The sequence below is a fragment of the Mesobacillus subterraneus genome (genome assembly GCF_000934845.1).
Classification (GTDB): Bacteria; Bacillota; Bacilli; order Bacillales; family Cytobacillaceae; genus Mesobacillus; species Mesobacillus stamsii.
Window position 1 is genome coordinate 38,177 of sequence record NZ_JXIQ01000016.1, and the last position, 17,675, is coordinate 55,851.

The window sequence follows — 17,675 nt, forward strand, 5'->3', positions numbered from 1 at the left end:
CAACCTCCTGAATATGCCAATTCCCTGATCTTGAATTAAGCCTTTGCTTCAAAAAGTGATGCGATTTCCACAATGGTTTCAACAGATTTGAGCATGTTATCCACAGAGATATATTCGAACCTTCCGTGAAAATTCTCGCCACCGGTAAAAATATTTGGTGTTGGCAAGCCCATATAGCTAAGCTGCGAACCGTCGGTGCCGCCGCGGATTGGTTTGACAATCGGTTTGATCCCGCGGTTCTCCATTGCCTCATACGCGATATCAACGATTTCTTTTACTGGCTCTATTTTATCCTTCATATTATAGTACTGGTCGTTCATTTCAAGCTTAACACGAGTTTCGCCGTAAGTAAGCATCAGTTCATTGGTGATTTTCTGCATCAACTCTTTGCGTGCCTGGAAGCTGTCACGATCAAAATCACGGATGATATAGGTCAGTGTTGTTTCCTCGACATCTCCATTAATCGAGATGAGGTGGAAGAAACCTTCATATCCTTCAGTATGTTCAGGCGCTTCTTCGCTAGGAAGTTTGCTGTTGAATTCCATAGCGATTTTGGCTGAGTTCACCATTTTGCCTTTTGCCGTGCCTGGGTGGACGTTCTGTCCTTTAAAAGTTAGCTTAGCACTGGCGGCATTAAAGCTTTCATACTCTAGCTCGCCAAGTGGACCGCCGTCCACCGTGTAAGCAAATTCAGCATGAAACGCTTCTACATCAAATTTATGAGGCCCTCTGCCAATTTCCTCATCGGGAGTGAAAGCAACACGAATTTTGCCATGCTTGATTTCTGGGTGCTTGATCAAATAAGCCATTGCCGTCATGATTTCAGCAATTCCTGCTTTGTTGTCAGCCCCGAGAAGAGTTGTTCCATCTGTTGTTATCAAAGTATGGCCTTTATATTGAGGCAGTTCAGGAAAATCTGCTGATGACAGAATGATATTCTGCTCCTTATTCAGGATGATTGGATTGCCATCAAAGTTTTCGATAACTTGAGGATGAACATTTTTTCCGGTAAAATCAGTAGCCGTATCAAGGTGCGCCAGGAAGCCGATTGTTGGAACTTCTTTAGCAGTATTGGCGGGGAGTGTCGCCATCACATAACCATTTTCATCAATCGTGACGTCCTCCATGCCGATTGACTTTAGTTCTTCAACAAGCATATTAGCAAGGGTAAGCTGTCCTTCAGTCGACGGAGTTGACTCACTGTTTCCATTCGATTGGGTATCGATTTTTACATAAGAAGTAAATCTTTCTATTAACTCGATTTTCATTGCTTTCATCTCCTATCCGTATGTATATTTTCATAGTAGCATAAATAACGAAAAACTCCACTTTAAAAAGAATGAAAATTCCATTTTTTGTTGTATAATACAAGAAAGGGGGCTGGACAGTGTGAGTTATGTTTTCACGTTTATTGTACTGTTTGTTGTGTTTTATTTGATTATGAAGGTCACCCGCTCAAGAAATTTCCCAAGCAATGATTACACTCCATTTGACAATTTAACCGAAGGGAAGAAGAAAGATGATTGATCTTGGCGTTGTGATTGTTTTGATGCTGTCACTCTGGTCCATTACGGTTACCCTAAAAAAATTGACTGCAAGTATTCTCCAAAAGCAGGATCAGCAACTCAAGCTTCTGGAAGAAATCAAGGATAAATTGAAAAATATTAGTTGATGAGCTCGACCCTTTACATATAAAGCAGAAAGAGTTACGATTAAAGGAACTGAATATTCCATGTTCTACTAGGGGCGCCCTGTTGCGGGCTGAGAGGAAGATGCTAAGTCTTTTAACCCTTCGGACCTGATCTGGGTAATACCAGCGTAGGAAAGTAGCGTGAGAGATGTTTTCTTACTTTGCTTTTAAGCCAGGTCCATTAGTTGGAGCTGGCTTTTTATATTTAGGCTAAAATTTTAGGGGGGTAAACGAATGGAAATCAAACATCAAGTTGTGTTAGTAACTGGAGGCAGCCGTGGGCTTGGTGCCGAAACAGTTAAAGCTTTTGCAAGAGAAGGTGCGAAAGTTATTATTAACTATTTTCAAAACGAAGAAAAGGCAAGGGAGCTGGCAGAAACGATTGGGGAAAATGCACTCGCTGTCAGGGCGGATGTCAGAGATCCAGCGCAAGTTCAAAGCATGTTCCGGATGGCACAAGAGCATTATCGAATACCAGTAACAACGATCGTGAACAATGCGCTTGTCCACTTCAAATTTGACCCTGTAGCCAACAAGGATGCTTTTGCCGTTGGCTGGGAAGATTATCAACAGCAGTTTGAAGGAGCGGTCCGCGGTGCATTGAATACCATTCAAGCTGGGCTGCCAGATATGAAAGAAGCGAAATTTGGCAGAATCGTCAATATCGGCACGAATCTGTTCCAGAACCCGGTTGTCGCCTATCACGACTACACAACAAGCAAGGCGGCTTTGCTTGGGTTCACGAGAAATATGGCGAATGATCTTGGCAAGTACGGGGTAACTGTCAACATGGTTTCTGGAGGACTGCTAAAAATGACCGACGCAAGCTCTGCTACTTCGGATGAGGTATTCAAGTTGATCGAAGCATCAACACCGCTCCGAAAAGTTACTGATCCTGCTGAAGTTGCAGATTCGATTTTGTTTTTCGCTTCTCCATGGTCGCGTGCGGTTAATGGACAAAATCTGGTCGTAGATGGCGGCCTCGTAATGGATTAAAAATTGCAGCCTGAGGAGGAGTTTTTATGGAAAAACGAGAAATTGCTGGTTTGCTGGAAAAGGTGCGCAAGGAGAATCCGCTCATACATAACATCACCAATGTTGTGGTCACGAATTTTACTGCCAATGGGCTTCTTGCTTTGGGGGCATCGCCGGTGATGGCTTACGCACAGGAGGAAGTTGCCGAAATGGCAGGCATTGCGGGTAGCCTTGTGCTGAATATTGGGACATTGCTTCCTGAAATCGTCCAGTCGATGGTGATTGCCGGGAAGGCCGCAAATGAACAGGGAGTTCCTGTTATTTTTGATCCAGTCGGTGCCGGGGCAACTGCTTATCGAACTGAGACAGCAAGAAGGTTGATGGAAGAACTGGAGATTGCAATCATTAGAGGAAATGCTGCAGAAATTGCCAATGTTGCTGGTGAGAACTGGAGCATCCGCGGCGTTGATTCTGGGGAGATGGCCGGAGATGTTTTCAAGCTTGCCGTTTCCGCTGCTAAAAAGCTCGAGACCATCGTCGTGGTTACAGGCAAAGACGATATTGTTACGGATGGTCGTTCAGCATTTGTGATCCATAATGGGCATTCCATCCTGACCAGGGTGACGGGAACAGGCTGTCTGCTAACATCGGTCATTGGTGCTTTTGCGGCCGTTGAAAAAGATTTGCTTAAGGCTGCAGCAGCGGCGGTAACCACCTATGGAGTGGCAGCCGAAATTGCTGCAGAAAAATATGCAGGCCGCGGACCCGGGAGTTTCCAAACTGAATTTTTGAACCAGCTATACCTTATCAATGAAGAGGATATTAGCAGCAAAAGTAAGTATGAGAAGCAGGAGGCTGATTGATGTGAAAAGAGCGATGACAATTGCAGGTTCGGACAGCGGCGGTGGCGCCGGAATCCAGGCTGACTTGAAAACATTCCAGGAACTAAAGGTATTTGGCACGTCGGCATTGACGGCTGTTACCGCGCAAAATACGCTTGGTGTTCAGGGGGTTTTTCCAATGGAGCCAGAAGCGGTAGCCAGACAGATTCAGTCGGTGGGAGAGGACATTGGAACGGATGCCTTAAAAACGGGAATGCTTTTTAATGCGGGAATTATTCAAGCGGTATCGGAAAAAATAAAGCAATTCGGCTGGGAAAAGGTTGTTGTCGATCCTGTCATGATTGCGAAAGGAGGGGCCTCCCTGCTTCAGCAAGAGGCTGTTTCAGCCTTAAAAAACCAGCTGCTTCCGCTCTGTCTGATCATCACTCCCAATATTCCTGAAGCTGAGGTGCTGACAGGCATGTCCATTCGCAGTATGGACGACAAAAAGGAAGCGGCCAAACGAATCCATGCCCTTGGCGTAAAAAATATTGTGATAAAAGGAGGGCATGATAAGGAAACTAACGAATCTGTTGATATCCTTTTTGATGGCATGGAATTTGTATTCTTCTCCACGCCAAGAATTGAAACGAATAACACCCATGGTACAGGCTGCACTTTTTCAGCGGCAATTACCGCGCAGCTTGCAAAAGGGTCTTCGGTTCGTGAAGCGGTTTCCATTGCGAAGGATTTCATTCAGGCCGCCATTGCCAATCCGCTTGGCATCGGAAATGGGCATGGGCCGACAAATCATTGGGCTTTCAATAGCAAAACGGAAAGCGGGGTCATCTCATGGCAAGAGTAAGTCCTGACCAAATGAGAAGCTTGCTGAAGGTTTATTTTATCGAAGGCAGCACGAATTGTATCGAGGATCCTGTAAAAGTGCTGGAAGACGCGATTCGCGGAGGGATTACGATTTTTCAGTATCGAGAAAAAGGCGAAGGCAGCCTCGTGGATAAGGAAAAGCTTGCCCTAGGCAGAAGGCTGCAACAGGCTTGCAAGGAGAACGGAATCCCTTTCCTTGTAAACGACGATTTGGAACTAGCATTGGAGCTTGATGCAGATGGGGTCCATATCGGCCAGGAGGATGAAGATGCCGCACGGGTTCGAGAAAAAATTGGCGATAAGATTCTTGGGGTATCGGTACACAATCTAGAGGAAGCGGAAAAAGCGATACAATCAGGCGCTGATTATTTCGGAGTCGGTCCGATTTTTCCAACGGCAACTAAGAAGGATGCAGGAGCGGTCCAGGGAACAGCTATGATCGAAGAGTTAAAAGGCTTTGGCATACCAATTGTCGGAATCGGCGGGATAAATGCGCATAATGCAGAGATGGTAATGGAGGCTGGTGCAGATGGCGTTTCAGTGATCACAGCGATCAGCCATGCCAAGGATGTAAGGACAGCAGCAACGCAATTAAGCGAAAAAGTCAAGGGAGGCCAAGCATGAGACATACTCAAAAGCTTACCCTCACTGCAATGATGATGGCAATTGGAACATTGACAAGTCATATGCTGTTTATTCCGCTTGGAATCGTGAAGGTGTTTCCAGTGCAGCATTTCATCAATGTATTATCGGCTGTACTGCTGGGACCATATTATGCCGTTTTTCAGGCATTTGGCATTTCTTTGCTCAGGAATGTTATGGGAACCGGATCGATCTTTGCGTTTCCTGGCAGCATGATCGGTGCTTTTCTAGCTGCCTATTTGTATAAAAAAACGTCGAAAGTCGGCTTTGCATTCGCAGGAGAAGTAGTTGGCACCGGGATCATTGGCGCGATTGCCAGCTATCCGATTGCCACATTGTTTCTTGGCAGAGAGGCCGCGCTGTTTGGTATGGTACCGGCATTTTTCGCCAGCACACTTGTCGGTTCGGCACTTGGTTTTGTGCTTTTAAAAGTGTTTATGAAAAATGCAGCAGGATCGATGGGAGCTGAGCAGCAAACCGCTGTCAAAGAATAAAATCATCTGCCTCTTCGGCCACTGGTTGAAAAGGTATATTATTGTGAAAAATATATTTCGTGGTAAAATTGCATTGAAATTTTGAAAGAATAGTAATTTTCTAATAAAGAGGTGAGATGCGTACATCATCAAGATTCTTGAAACGAGGGCAGACAGTATGGATAAAACACAAGAGAATGAATTGCACCGAGGTTTAGAGCAAAGGCATGTTACACTGATGGCTTTAGGGGCAGCAATCGGAGTCGGACTGTTCTTGGGATCAGCGACTGCCATTCAGCTGGCGGGTCCAGGGATTCTGCTCGGATATGCGTTCAGCGGGATGATCATGTTTTTTATTATGAGAGCACTCGGAGAAATGGCAATCCAAAATCCGGTTGCCGGATCCTTCAGTAAATATGCCAGGGATTTTCTAGGGCCGCTGGCAGGGTTTATTACAGGATGGAATTATTGGTTTTTATGGATTGTAACCGGCATGGCGGAAATTACTGCAGTCGGGATATACATGGAATACTGGTTCCCAGATATTCCGCGCTGGATTTGGGCGCTGGCTGCGCTAGTGATCATGGCCTCCGTCAATTTCCTGGCGGTGAAAGCATATGGAGAACTTGAATTTTGGTTTGCGCTAATCAAAATTGTAACGATTTTAGCGATGATTGCCTCAGGAGTCGGCATGATTATTTGGGGATTCGGCAATGGTGGAATTCCAACTGGGATTCAAAATTTATGGGTGAATGGCGGCTTTTTTCCTAACGGGGTTCAAGGTGTGCTATTAGCACTGCAAATGGTCATGTTTGCCTACCTTGGAATCGAGATGATTGGCGTTACCGCTGGTGAAGTCAAGAACCCTGAGAAAACGCTTTCCAGAGCGATTGATTCAGTGTTCTGGCGCATTCTGATCTTCTATGTCGGGGCATTGTTTGTGATTATGTCCATTTTTCCATGGAATGAGATTGGAGAAAAGGGAAGTCCGTTTGTTCTTACTTTTGAACAATTAGGAATTCCTGCAGCAGCTGGCATTATCAATTTCGTCGTGCTGACTGCAGCATTATCATCCTGCAATAGCGGGATTTTTAGCACAGGTCGAATGCTGTTCAACCTTGCCAACCACGGAGAAGCGCCACAAAAATTTAGCAAGCTGACAAAGAACGGGGTTCCGGGATATGCTATTTTCGCATCAGCTGGGGTATTGCTGGTTGGAGTCGCCTTAAACTATGTCGTCCCCGCAAAAGTTTTTGCCTGGGTGACTAGTATTGCAACTTTTGGCGCGATTTGGACTTGGGCAATCATTCTCCTTTCGCAAATACGTTCCCGCAAAAACATGAGCAAAAATGAAGTGGACAAGCTGAAATATAAGCTGCCACTGTTTCCGTACACATCTTATTTATCTTTGGCATTTCTCGCTTTTGTTATCGTGTTGATGGCTTTCAGCCCTGACACAAGAATTGCGATTATCATCGGCCCGCTCTGGCTGGTGCTATTAATCGGCGTTTACTTCGCGAAAGGTTTTCATAAAAAAGAGCAAGAAAGGCAAAAGTAAAAATGCGCCATATTTGGCGCATTTTTTATATAACATAAAAATAGACACTGATAAAATGGGAAAGGGTTCCGAGCAAGATGAATATGTGAAATATTTCATGAAAACCAAGATACTTTGAGCGAAGGAAATTAGGTTTAAACGCATAAATAACGCCTCCGATGGTGTAGAAGATCCCACCAGCTACAAGCGCGTAAATCCCTCCAGGACTTACTATCGAGGAGAGAGGAGCGATTGCGAAAACCATTATCCAGCCCATAATGAGGTATATGGAGGTGGAAAGCCATCTCGGACTCCTGAACCAGATCATTTTGAACAAAATCCCAGACAAAGCAGCAACAGTGATGATGCCAAAAAGCAGCCAGCCAGTTGTTCCATTTAAGCTGATCAGGCAAAAAGGGGCATAGGTTCCGGCAATTAGTACAAAAATCATCGAATGGTCTAATTTTCGAAGAAAGGCAATGATGCTTGGTCTGCTAATGACCATATGGTAGGTGGCTGATGCCGTATACAAAAGGATCATGCTCAATCCAAAAATGGTTACGGATGTGATCGTTTGTGGCGAACCGGTTGTGATAGAAGCCTTGATGACGAGTGCAAGTAGCCCAGCGAAGGATAGCAAAGCACCGGCCAGATGAGTAAGTCCATTGATTGGTTCGCGGATGTAGCTATTCATAGTATAACCTCCATATCGCTTTAAGTAGTTTTAATAACTACTTATAATAATATTACCATAACGACAAGTAGTCAAGGTTTACGTCTATCTTTTTTTGCCTTATAATAATAATAAAAAATACGAGGGATTTAAATTGAATCATTTAGCCAGCCTGCTTGCCGAGCTTGATCTTAGCAGCCGTATCGCGCTTGAAGACATTCCGGAAATTGATTTATATATGGATCAAGTCATACAGTTGTTTGAAAAAAAATACGGCAGTTCAACAAGAAATAAAGAAGATAAAGTCCTGACGAAAACAATGATCAACAACTATGCGAAGGGAAAGTTATTCTTTCCAGTTAAAAATAAAAAGTATTCAAGGGAACAGCTGATCCTGATCAGTTTGATATACCAGCTAAAAGGCGGCCTGTCCATCCAGGATATCAAACAGACACTTGAAGGCATCAACCAGCGGACTGAGTCTGGACAATTCGAATTGAACAAGTTTTATCAAAGCTATTTAAAGCTGCATGAAAAGAATATCGAGATTTTTAACGAGGACGTTCTAAAAACGGAACAAGATGTTAAACACGAAGTAAAGATGCTCGAGGCGGATGAACCAGAAGAACTAGAAACAATATTATTGATCGTATCATTGATCAATATCAGCAATTTTTATAGAAAAACAGCTGAGAAGCTAGTCGATCAGCTTGCAGCCAAAAAAGTAAAAAAGGACTGAACTGTTTTGTACTTGACTATAAAAGAAGCGGCAGAATACTTATCGATCCCTGAGGCACAGGTGGAGAACCTAATCTTTCAGCGGAAAATCAGAGCCATCCACGATGGGGAGCAATATTTACTCAATAAAGACCAATTCAATACCCATCTGAAGCAGATGGAGACATATAAAAAGTTGGTACAAGAGATCATGAATGAACCAGTGCCTGATGACATCGACATCAAGGATGAAGATTAAAAAACGCGAAAGGTAGATTCCTCTCGCGTTTTTCCTTTAGTCGTTTTTCACTTTTTCTCCATGCTTGATTGGCAATTGGACAGTAACCTCTGTCCCTTTTTCCGGCTCGCTGCTGAATTTAATGGTCCCGTTATGGGTTTGGACAATTTTGAAGCTGACGGTCATTCCAAGTCCAGTTCCTTTTTCCTTAGAGGAATAAAACGGCTCGCCGATTCTTTCAATCAATTCTTTCGAAATCCCGATGCCATAGTCCTTGACCTTGATGACGACATGAGTATCAAACCTCTCCAGAGTGATCAAGACCGCATCTCCACCAGTAGAAGCTTCAATTGCATTTTTGACAATGTTGATGAATAGCTGTTTGAGTTGGTTCGGTTCACATTCAATCAAGACAGGATCGTCTTTTAACTCAAATTCCATTTGAATATTATGGAGGCTTGCCTCTGTTTTTAACAAGGAAATGACATCGTGAAGAATCATCTGCAAATCTGCTTCTGTATATTTGATTTGCTGCGGTTTCGCCAACAGGAGTAGTTCACTGACAATGTAATTGATCCGGTTCAGTTCATCGATCATTATTTGATAGTAAAGCTGGTGCTTCTCATCCTCCATTTGAAGCAATTGAACGAGTCCTTTTAAGGAAGTGAGCGGATTGCGGATTTCGTGAGCAACGCTTGCGGATAACTCGCCTACGACAGACAGCTTGTCCGTACGGCGCAAGCGCTCCTCTGTTTCGCGAAGCTCTGTGACATCCCGGGAATTGCAGATGATCCCTGCAATTTTTTCGTTGACGATAATTGGAAGAGAAGTGCTTTGGAAAATGAGCGTTTTCCCAGTTTCATGCTTGAACTCATGCTCAAACATTTGCGGGCTGCGGTTTTCAACTACACTCGCTACCTTTTCCAAAACCTTCTGTCTATAGGAAGTTGGAATCAAGTCTGCATATTTTCCCCCGGTATATTCATCCTGGCTGAATCCAGTTATTTTTTCGAACTGAGGATTCATATTGGTGATTGTTCCATTCAAATCTAGCATCGAAACGATATCTGGACTGTATTCAAACAAGGACCGGTATTGCTGCCGGCTTTCTTCAAGCAGAGTTTCAACATTTTTTCGTTCGGTAATGTCCCGGCCAATAATAACAAGCCCCTGACGGCTGCCATCATCATGAAAGAGAGGGACTTTAATTGTATCAAATGTTTTGACGGATCCATCTGGCTGGGGCAAAATTTCCTCGATATGAGTGATTCCACCTGCTTTCCAGGCCGCTTCATCGGAAATCTCGCAATATGTTAGCACATCGCTGAAATGGCTGCTATACTCTGCCAGGTCTGAATCCGTTTTGCCTCTATAGTCTACGTTCTCTATGTTAAATAGTTTTAATCCAAAATCATTGGCCTGGATCCACCGGCCTTCTCCATCTTTGAAAATAACGAAATCCACCATTGAATTGATCAGAGTAGAAAGTCGCTTTTCTTCTTCTTTTGAAGCGCTAAGTTCTTCCATTTTCGAGATGAAATAATAGAAAAACCATCCTGCAAGCAAAACGTAAAGAAACTCCTTCAAGTGCTCGATCATCTCAACAAAATCTGAAGGGGCGTATAAACTGAGCAGATAGTTTGTCCCATAAATCCAGACTATGCTGAGAATGAAAAACATAAGAACATATTGCTGTTTTTTCATATTTGACTCCTAAATAAGCAGAAAAGTCTGCATGATTTCAAAAAATGTTGCCAATCTATCATAGCACAATTTCTTCTATTTTTATGAATAAAAATGAACCAAAGCCTTTTCTAGTTTGGAGGAAAAGAAACAAAAAAATACCACTTATTTTATAAGTGGTGTAGCGTTTTTCAGGAAATTCTTCTCTGCTTTCGAATCTGATCATCCCAAGCACCGCCATTTAGCATGGATGCTAATCAATATCCGGCTTAAATCCAATCAATTTCGCTTTTTTATCAGCCTGAGGATTGGTGTCTGGGAAAGAAATGACGGATGTGATATAGTCCCAGCGCAGAAATAGATGGGTAGTGCACGTCTCTTCTATCTGGTCTTCAGAAGGAATAGGAGTGCCATCTTCCTTTTGGACCGGCGTCCGTGTATGGCACGGGTTTTCGACCCAAATCCCCATATTTTCGCTATGGACGAGTTTTACAAGATACCACTCATCCGGCTGATAGATCCCGGTAATATCGCCAACAAAAAAACCTCCCTGGAATCGTACACCCATGGGAGGCCAAATTATCAACAGATTAAAGTTTAAACGAGCTCTTAAGCGATACAATTCGATTAAAGACTTTCTTATCTGCTGTGGTGTGCTTCGGATCGACGTTGAAGTAGCCGTGACGGAAGAACTGGAATTTGTCTTGCTTTTGTGCGTCCCTCATGTTGGGCTCGATAAAGCCGTTCAGGATTTCCAAAGATTTTTCATTTACCTGATCAAGGAAGGAAATGTTCTCGCCTTCTTCTGCTTCATCATCAAGGATCAGTGGCTCATACAGGCGGAATTCTGCAGGAAGGGCATGTGTTGCTTCCACCCAGTGCAGTGTCCCTTTAACTTTTCGGCCAGTGAAACCGGATCCGCTCTTGGTCTCAGGGTCGTAAGTGCAGTGAAGCTCGACGACTTCGCCATTTTCGTTCTTGATGACGTCATTGCATTTGATGAAATAAGCATGCTTCAGACGGACCTCGTTGCCAGGGAAGAGTCGGAAGTACTTGGCAGGCGGATTTTCCATAAAATCATCCTGCTCCACATAAATCTCGCGGGAGAATGGAATCATGCGTGTGCCCATTTCTGGATTTTCCGGGTTGATATCGGCATCAAGCCATTCAACTTCACCTTCAGGATAGTTAGTAATAACAACTTTTAAAGGACGAAGTATAGCCATCGTTCGAGGTGCCTTCAGCTTTAGATCTTCACGGACAAAATGCTCCAGCATTTGGGCGTCAACTGTAGAATACCCTTTGGAAACTCCAGCCGCTTTTATGAATTCACGGATTGCTTCTGGTGTGAAACCGCGCCTTCTCAAACCGGAGATTGTTGGCAGACGTGGGTCATCCCAGCCATCGACAAACTTTTCTTCCACCAGCTGCCTCAGTTTGCGCTTGCTCATAACGGTGTTTGTCAAGTTCAGGCGACCGAACTCAATTTGGCGTGGAGTTGCTTCCATTTCGGTTTCACGGACAACCCAATCGTAAAGTGGCCGCTGGTCCTCAAACTCGGTAGTGCACAAGCTGTAGGTAACGCCTTCGATAGCATCCTCAATCGGATGGGCAAATGCGTACATTGGATAGATACACCACTTATCCCCAGTATTATGATGGGTCGCATGCGAAATTCGATAGATAACTGGATCGCGCAGGTTGATATTCGGTGAAGACATGTCAATCTTGGCACGCAATACTTTTTCCCCATTGGCAAATTCGCCATTCTTCATGCGTTCAAACAGTTCAAGATTCTCTTCCACTGAACGATCGCGATAGGGACTTTCCTTGCCAGGCTCCGAAAGGGTCCCGCGGTATTCGCGGATTTCATCGGCCGATAAATCATCGACATATGCCAAACCTTTTTTAATCAAAAGGACAGCACGGTCATACATTTCATCGAAGTAGTCAGATGCAAAGAACAAGCCTTCCCATTCATACCCAAGCCATTCGACGTCTTCCTTGATAGCATCGACGTATTCCTGGTCTTCTTTCAGCGGATTCGTATCATCGAAACGAAGGTTTGTCCTGCCGCCGAACTCATCTGCGAGCCCAAAATTAATGACAATCGATTTTGCGTGTCCGATATGTAGGTATCCGTTTGGTTCTGGAGGGAATCGGGTCACGACTTTATCCCGCTTGCCGCTCTTCAAATCTTCCTTAATAATCGTTCTTAAAAAATTCGAGTTCTCTTCCAATTGAATCAGCCTTTCCTTTGATCAGTCCTTATACTTATTTTAATGATTACCATACTATATTTCCACTGAACTATATAGTAATAAGAAAAAAGCGGAAAAACAAGAGGTGATCGAAAAAAGGTTCATCTGGATAAGGCAGCTGAAACTTATTTTGCTAAAAGCTTCTTGATGACCTCATTGGTGAGATTTGGGACAATTCGAACAGAAAAGTCAATTTCCATCCTTTCATACCGTTTATGGGCATCCAGCCCGTATGGCCCAATGTTAACGACTGGGATATTCAGTTCGCGTATTTCTTGATAGTCAACAAAAAACTTTGTTCCCCAGCTAGGATTATTACGAGCGGCAGCATCCAACGCTTCATCATCATCGCTCAAACCGACAAAGCTCATATCAGATATATATGGAAAGAAATTGCGAATGACAATTGGTTCTTCGTATTTCGGCTGAACTGTTTGCACAGCGTATTCCAAAGCTTCAATCAATCTTTGTTCTCCAGCTGTCTCTCCAGTCATTTCAATTCTTGGTGAGTAGAGGGAGGAGTAGAAAACGATCACTGCCGGGCTTTTGTCAGGCATCCATTTCCATGCCTCCTCCACCACTCTCGCAGCATACATTCTCAGGTCAAGTGTTCCATCTAGAAGCAGGTTTTCCTTGAATTCTACCATATGGGCTGTGTATTCCGAATTATGCACCTTGATCAGTTCCGTTTCCATCTCTTCGAATGTCATTACCCATGGCTGCCAAGGAAGTTGCCTGCAAGGCTCGCCGCTGATTTTACAAAAATGTTTGTAGCGGTCCTCGAACAGCTTCAACCCGTTAGCAAAAGCGATCCGTGCTTGCTCTTTCATTTTTTCGAGAACATCCTTTGGAGTCCAGGAATGAATAAAGAAATTGTAATATACATACGCCGCCAGCGCCGTCTGCACAGTGTAGTTCGGCTTAAGGTCCATCTGCTTTAAAGAGACTGGCGGCATCGTCGTTTCCCCAAAAGCTTCGTTGCAAAGCTCAGGATTATAATCAATTTGTCGCGTAAGTTCTGCTGCAATCAAATTTGGATCCAAGCCCTCGAATGCTGAGCCAACATGTGTTTCAGCACCTGTGATGAAAAAGGAAGGGAGAAGTTTTCCAACTGTCCCCTTATAAATATAGCGACTGCTGTCCCCGGGAAATCTAGGGGAAACGAAATCGCTGTTCACAAGCGCGATATACTCAAAATGATGTTCTTCCTTCCAGTTATGAAGATCCTTAACCGCGGAGAGAATCCCGTTCGAGCTGTCCTCTTCGTCACATTCTGCCAAAAAGATAAGATTTCCTTCAAGTTCATCTGGATGCTCGGAATAATACTTCAGCAAATAAAGATTCGAGGCAACTCCGCTTTTCATATCCAGTATTCCGCGACCAAACATCCAATCACCTGATTCAGCCTGTTCCTTCACAAGTGGAGGCAATTTTTCCTTTTTTAACTCAAGAAGAAGCTCATCCGGATGGAACGCAAAGCCAGCAAGCTGTGTAAAATCTTCTATCCCGACCGTGTCCAGATGTCCCATTAGTATCACCGTACGGTTGCTGCTGGCTTTTGTCCCTTTTACAAAAGCCAGTACATTGTACCGTTCGAGCTCATCATTCAGAGTTTGCGATTTGATGACATTGGTAGGATTCTCTTTAAAATAAGGAAACGATGCAATCATCGTATAAAGTGCCTGAGCAATTTCAATTTCTCCATTCGTATTGACGATGCTTCCGATATTCACAAGCTGTTTTGTATAAAATAGTACCTCATTCTGACAATCAAGCATCAAAGCATCTCCTTTCAGAAAATTCGCGTTTCCCTTAAAACTAAACCATATTTACTCGAAATACAAGATTTGGAGGAGTAGCTTATGTAAAAAGTACTAATTAACATAATGTTCACTATTTCACAATATGTTCAAAGCTTCTCGACTCTTTTGTGACCTTTCGTTCTCTGTGCAGAAAACTAGCGAAAAAAGGGTAAAATGGAAGTGTAAAAAGAAAGGAGCGAATATCATGCCAAAAGAAATCATTAAAGCCACAGCTTCATTGCAAGAAGGAGTAAAGGTGGATGTTCAGGCAAGAAACTTTCACATCACCATCGATGAGCCTGAAAAGTTAGGTGGGACCAACGAGGGGATGAACCCAGTTGAAATGCTTCTTGGTGCATTGGGTGCATGTCAAACAATCGTTGCGCGCGTATACAGCCATAAATTCAAAGTGGAACTAGAGGAGTTTCGCGTTGAAATAGAAGGAGATATTGATACTGATGGGTTTATGAATAAGTCCGATGTACGCCGTGGCTATTCGGATATTCGCTACACCTACTATATAAAGTCACCATCTCCAGAAGAAAACATCAGGGAATTAGCAGATTTCATTGCTAAAACCTGCCCTGTAGATGATACGATTTCTAATCCAGTCCATGTATCAAGAACAAATATTGTTATTGAAAAATCAGTTTAAGTCAGCCGTTTCATGGCTGGCTTTTTCTTTTATTGCTAATATACTCGTTTTTGATTTAAACTGATAAAGAAATTAATAACGTTCGGATTGGTATGTGAGGATCATTATGGATAATCAGGATCAAACATTTGAAGTGATGCGGGCCTGTTTGCTGGCAGGGAAAATTATGCTCCGCAGCGGCGCGGAAACGTATCGCGTCGAGGATACGATGTCGCGGATGGCTTCTGCGCTTGGCATCGCCAAGACCCACAGTTATGTGACTCCGACTGGAATTATTTTTTCCGTGGAAGGTGTCGGGCCAGAGAGGACGAAGCTTGTAAGGATCTCAGACAGGACGACTGATCTCAGAAAAGTAGCCATGGTCAATGCTGTTTCACGAAAAATCAGCAGCGGCGAGGTAGGGCTTGCCCAGGCGTGCAGGCTTCTTGAGGAGATTGAAGAAGCGAATCTAGCTTACTCGTTTCAGATCCAAATTATCGCAGCTGCGATTGCAAGCGGCTGTTTTACAATTATGTTCCTAGGTAGCTGGCTTGATTTCCTACCCTCGATGACCGCAGGGGGAATCGGTTTTTTCCTGGTCGTTTATTTTCACAGAATTGTACCTGTAAAATTCTTTGCTGAATTTCTGTCGTCCTTCTTTATCGGGATGATCGCCTTTTTGTTTGTGAAATTCGGGCTCGGCCAGGAGCTTGATAAAATCATCATCGGTTCCGTGATGCCACTTGTGCCGGGGCTGCTAATTACAAATGCGGTCAGGGATCTGATGGCAGGCCATTTGGTTTCTGGGTTGTCAAAAGGAGCAGAAGCACTATTAACGGCGTTTGCGATCGGCTCAGGGATAGCGGCAATTCTATCTTTCTTTTAGACGGGAGAAAAAGCGATGGTTTATATCGAACAGCTAGTTACTAGTTTTATTGCTTCGGCAGCCTTCGGGATCATTTTTAACGCACCGAGAGAGTCCTTGGTGAAGTGCGGAATATCCGGGACGGTCGGCTGGATAGTTTATTTTTCACTGGATAAAAACGGATCCGGCACTGTTTTTGCGACATTGATGGCCTCCTTTTTAATTGCAGTCGTCAGCCAGTTGTTTGCGAAGGCATACCGAATGCCGAGCATCATCTTTAGCGTCGCCGGAATTATCCCGCTTGTGCCTGGCGGACTGGCGTATGATGCGATGAGGAATTTTGTGGAGAATGACTATGGAGCTGCCGTTTCGCTCGCTGCGAAAGCATCCATGATATCTGGAGCAATTGCCGTTGGACTTGTTTTTTCTGAAGTAATCAACCAGGTGATCAGAAGGTCCAGCCTGGGGCCGGTAAAATAATGATTAACCTCCTTTATTTAAGGGGGATTTTTTATATGTTTAAGAGTTATTGTTGAAGTTGAAAGCATTTGTTTTGTTAAAAATAAACCATTTAAGGTTCAAAAATTAGATTGTGCAAATTAATGTCTAATTTTTGAACAATTTTGTTTTTTATATAAAAAAATGAAAAAATATGTTGTAAACGATTTCATTAAAATTTATAATAAATTTATTGTAACGTTTCAACGCATTTTTTTAGATTTTATTGTAACGTTTCAATAGCCATGAAGTATATTTTTTTATCTATCTATTGAAACGTTTCAAAATAAAGGGGGATAGCATTTGGCTACTTTGAAGGACGTTGCGAAACTTGCGGGTGTAAGCGTATCCACTGCCTCGTACTCTATCAATGGAAGTAATTTGATAACGGAAGAAACAAAAAGCAAGGTTCTTCATGCGGCAAAAGAAATTGGATATAGGCCCAATGGACTTGCCAAGAACCTGAAAGAACAAAAAACTAATATTATTGGACTTTTCCTGAGCGGTTTCACTGGTCCCTTCTTCAACGACATGATGGAAGGCATACAGGATGTCGTGATGAAAATGGGATATGAAATGGTTGTCTGTGCTTCGGTGGATAAACATAGGCTCCTTGTTGAGCGTTATGTGGATGGTGCGATTATTTTGAACTATCACATGGATGATGAACTACTTGGTTCTCTAGCAAGTGAAAAGCTACCTATAGTAGTGCTGGACAGAAATTTCAAAAACCCTTTTATCAAGAATATCCTTTTACCCAATCAGTTAGGATCTGCATTGTCAGTGCGTCATTTGATAGAAAAAGGTCACACTCGAATCGGATATATTGCTGGTTCTGAAGAATCATACGATGGTGAATCGCGATTGAAAGGATTTTTAAGTGAGCTACAAAATCATGGCGTTGCATTTTTAGATACCGACCTTATAAGGGCCGATTTTACTGAACTTAGTGGCTACCTAGAAATGAGTCGATTTTTGAACAGACAGAATAATGATTTACCTAGTGCAATGGTCTGCGCGAATGATGAGATGGCTATGGGAACTGCCAGAGCTATACAGGAAACTGGTTTGCAAATACCCGGAGACATAGCTTTGGTAGGCTTTGATGATATCTATGTTTCAAAATACTTCACTCCATCTCTATCAACTATTGAAGTGCCTAGGAAACAGTGGGGTACATTAGCAGCTACGACACTGTTCAAAATGCTTGACGGTCAATTAGATTTTGAACCTGAGCCATTAACAGTCAAGTTGAAGGTAAGAAATTCTAGTTAGAGGTGA

20 protein-coding genes and 1 riboswitch are annotated in these 17,675 nt (G+C 43.3%); of the genes, 14 read left to right on the top strand and 6 right to left on the bottom strand.

All coding sequences use genetic code 11. The features are described from left to right. Positions 1-35 precede the first annotated feature (35 nt). On the bottom strand, positions 36-1,268 hold the full coding sequence (pepT, locus tag UB32_RS02350; protein ID WP_044390876.1) for a peptidase T: 1,233 nt from the start codon (positions 1,266-1,268) through the stop codon (positions 36-38). 121 nt (positions 1,269-1,389) lie between these two features. On the opposite strand from pepT, the gene UB32_RS19950 reads away from it, so the two are divergent. From UB32_RS19950 to UB32_RS02380, 8 genes are all read left to right on the top strand, one after another. Beyond that, positions 1,390-1,527 carry a hypothetical protein gene (locus UB32_RS19950; RefSeq protein ID WP_157841606.1) on the top strand — a complete coding sequence of 46 codons (138 nt, stop codon included), beginning with the start codon at positions 1,390-1,392 and terminating at the stop codon, positions 1,525-1,527. Beyond that, complete coding sequence (locus UB32_RS20140; protein WP_198528147.1) at positions 1,520-1,672, top strand: hypothetical protein; 153 nt, start codon at positions 1,520-1,522, stop codon at positions 1,670-1,672. Before UB32_RS19950 ends, UB32_RS20140 begins: the two co-directional genes overlap by 8 nt. Before the next feature lie 60 nt (positions 1,673-1,732). Continuing rightward, positions 1,733-1,842: riboswitch (TPP riboswitch) on the top strand. Positions 1,843-1,924: 82 nt separating this feature from the next. After that, complete coding sequence (locus tag UB32_RS02355) at positions 1,925-2,686, top strand: 3-oxoacyl-ACP reductase (protein WP_044390878.1); 762 nt, start codon at positions 1,925-1,927, stop codon at positions 2,684-2,686. A gap of 26 nt (positions 2,687-2,712) precedes the next feature. Next, positions 2,713-3,528: a hydroxyethylthiazole kinase gene (thiM, locus tag UB32_RS02360; RefSeq protein ID WP_044390880.1), complete on the top strand. Its 816-nt coding sequence runs from the start codon at positions 2,713-2,715 to the stop codon at positions 3,526-3,528. Then, a complete protein-coding gene (thiD, locus tag UB32_RS02365; protein ID WP_084221688.1) occupies positions 3,506-4,351 on the top strand; it encodes a bifunctional hydroxymethylpyrimidine kinase/phosphomethylpyrimidine kinase in 846 nt (281 codons plus the stop codon). The genes thiM and thiD overlap by 23 nt, the downstream gene beginning before the upstream one ends. Then, a complete protein-coding gene (gene thiE / locus UB32_RS02370) occupies positions 4,339-4,995 on the top strand; it encodes a thiamine phosphate synthase (RefSeq protein WP_044390881.1) in 657 nt (218 codons plus the stop codon). Before thiD ends, thiE begins: the two co-directional genes overlap by 13 nt. Next, the gene (thiW, locus tag UB32_RS02375) at positions 4,992-5,507 is read left to right on the top strand and encodes an energy coupling factor transporter S component ThiW (RefSeq protein ID WP_044390883.1); all 516 of its coding nucleotides are present in this window, start codon (positions 4,992-4,994) and stop codon (positions 5,505-5,507) included. The genes thiE and thiW overlap by 4 nt, the downstream gene beginning before the upstream one ends. Before the next feature lie 157 nt (positions 5,508-5,664). Then, complete coding sequence (locus tag UB32_RS02380; protein WP_044390885.1) at positions 5,665-7,044, top strand: amino acid permease; 1,380 nt, start codon at positions 5,665-5,667, stop codon at positions 7,042-7,044. 25 nt (positions 7,045-7,069) lie between these two features. On the opposite strand, the gene trhA is transcribed toward UB32_RS02380, so the two are convergent. Then, positions 7,070-7,717 (bottom strand): PAQR family membrane homeostasis protein TrhA, encoded by a 648-nt coding sequence (gene trhA, locus UB32_RS02385; RefSeq protein ID WP_044390887.1) that lies wholly within the window; start codon positions 7,715-7,717, stop codon positions 7,070-7,072. 133 nt (positions 7,718-7,850) lie between these two features. Here trhA and UB32_RS02390 point away from each other — a divergent pair, with 133 nt between their 5' ends. Then, on the top strand, positions 7,851-8,435 hold the full coding sequence (locus UB32_RS02390; RefSeq protein ID WP_044390889.1) for a DUF1836 domain-containing protein: 585 nt from the start codon (positions 7,851-7,853) through the stop codon (positions 8,433-8,435). Positions 8,436-8,441: 6 nt separating this feature from the next. Further along, positions 8,442-8,672, top strand: a complete 231-nt coding sequence (locus tag UB32_RS02395) for an excisionase family DNA-binding protein (protein ID WP_044390891.1) — start codon at positions 8,442-8,444, stop codon at positions 8,670-8,672. 36 nt (positions 8,673-8,708) lie between these two features. Here the strand turns inward: UB32_RS02395 and UB32_RS02400 are convergent, their stop codons facing one another. The 4 genes from UB32_RS02400 to UB32_RS02415 form a co-directional block, all read right to left on the bottom strand. Next, a complete protein-coding gene (locus UB32_RS02400) occupies positions 8,709-10,355 on the bottom strand; it encodes a PAS domain-containing sensor histidine kinase (RefSeq protein WP_044390893.1) in 1,647 nt (548 codons plus the stop codon). 232 nt (positions 10,356-10,587) lie between these two features. Next, a complete protein-coding gene (locus UB32_RS02405; RefSeq protein ID WP_044390895.1) occupies positions 10,588-10,902 on the bottom strand; it encodes a hypothetical protein in 315 nt (104 codons plus the stop codon). A gap of 22 nt (positions 10,903-10,924) precedes the next feature. Further along, entirely contained in the window at positions 10,925-12,574 is a 1,650-nt protein-coding gene (locus UB32_RS02410; protein ID WP_044390897.1) for a glutamine--tRNA ligase/YqeY domain fusion protein, read from the bottom strand. 146 nt (positions 12,575-12,720) lie between these two features. Then, on the bottom strand, positions 12,721-14,373 hold the full coding sequence (locus UB32_RS02415) for a M20/M25/M40 family metallo-hydrolase (protein ID WP_044390899.1): 1,653 nt from the start codon (positions 14,371-14,373) through the stop codon (positions 12,721-12,723). Positions 14,374-14,602: 229 nt separating this feature from the next. On the opposite strand from UB32_RS02415, the gene UB32_RS02420 reads away from it, so the two are divergent. The 4 genes from UB32_RS02420 to UB32_RS02435 all read left to right on the top strand — a co-directional run bounded on the left by UB32_RS02420 (position 14,603) and on the right by UB32_RS02435 (position 17,669). Continuing rightward, a complete protein-coding gene (locus UB32_RS02420) occupies positions 14,603-15,052 on the top strand; it encodes an OsmC family protein (RefSeq protein ID WP_044390901.1) in 450 nt (149 codons plus the stop codon). A gap of 106 nt (positions 15,053-15,158) precedes the next feature. Further along, on the top strand, positions 15,159-15,917 hold the full coding sequence (locus UB32_RS02425) for a threonine/serine exporter family protein (RefSeq protein WP_044390902.1): 759 nt from the start codon (positions 15,159-15,161) through the stop codon (positions 15,915-15,917). A 15-nt stretch (positions 15,918-15,932) separates the two neighbouring features. Beyond that, positions 15,933-16,376, top strand: coding sequence for a threonine/serine exporter family protein (locus tag UB32_RS02430; RefSeq protein WP_044390903.1), 444 nt, complete (start codon positions 15,933-15,935; stop codon positions 16,374-16,376). 321 nt (positions 16,377-16,697) lie between these two features. Continuing rightward, the gene (locus UB32_RS02435) at positions 16,698-17,669 is read left to right on the top strand and encodes a LacI family DNA-binding transcriptional regulator (RefSeq protein ID WP_044390904.1); all 972 of its coding nucleotides are present in this window, start codon (positions 16,698-16,700) and stop codon (positions 17,667-17,669) included. The last annotated feature ends 6 nt before the right edge of the window (positions 17,670-17,675 follow it).

Coding starts and splice junctions, on each gene's coding strand:
- UB32_RS02430 (WP_044390903.1), top strand. CDS start 15,933: ATGGTTTATATCGAACAGCTAGTTACTAGTTTTATTGCTTCGGCAGCC.
- thiW (WP_044390883.1), top strand. CDS start 4,992: ATGAGACATACTCAAAAGCTTACCCTCACTGCAATGATGATGGCAATT.
- UB32_RS02425 (WP_044390902.1), top strand. CDS start 15,159: ATGGATAATCAGGATCAAACATTTGAAGTGATGCGGGCCTGTTTGCTG.
- UB32_RS02380 (WP_044390885.1), top strand. CDS start 5,665: ATGGATAAAACACAAGAGAATGAATTGCACCGAGGTTTAGAGCAAAGG.
- UB32_RS02415 (WP_044390899.1), bottom strand. CDS start 14,373: ATGCTTGATTGTCAGAATGAGGTACTATTTTATACAAAACAGCTTGTG.
- UB32_RS02420 (WP_044390901.1), top strand. CDS start 14,603: ATGCCAAAAGAAATCATTAAAGCCACAGCTTCATTGCAAGAAGGAGTA.
- thiE (WP_044390881.1), top strand. CDS start 4,339: ATGGCAAGAGTAAGTCCTGACCAAATGAGAAGCTTGCTGAAGGTTTAT.
- UB32_RS20140 (WP_198528147.1), top strand. CDS start 1,520: ATGATTGATCTTGGCGTTGTGATTGTTTTGATGCTGTCACTCTGGTCC.
- pepT (WP_044390876.1), bottom strand. CDS start 1,268: ATGAAAATCGAGTTAATAGAAAGATTTACTTCTTATGTAAAAATCGAT.
- trhA (WP_044390887.1), bottom strand. CDS start 7,717: ATGAATAGCTACATCCGCGAACCAATCAATGGACTTACTCATCTGGCC.
- thiM (WP_044390880.1), top strand. CDS start 2,713: ATGGAAAAACGAGAAATTGCTGGTTTGCTGGAAAAGGTGCGCAAGGAG.
- UB32_RS02355 (WP_044390878.1), top strand. CDS start 1,925: ATGGAAATCAAACATCAAGTTGTGTTAGTAACTGGAGGCAGCCGTGGG.
- UB32_RS02405 (WP_044390895.1), bottom strand. CDS start 10,902: ATGGGTGTACGATTCCAGGGAGGTTTTTTTGTTGGCGATATTACCGGG.
- UB32_RS02400 (WP_044390893.1), bottom strand. CDS start 10,355: ATGAAAAAACAGCAATATGTTCTTATGTTTTTCATTCTCAGCATAGTC.
- thiD (WP_084221688.1), top strand. CDS start 3,506: ATGAGAAGCAGGAGGCTGATTGATGTGAAAAGAGCGATGACAATTGCA.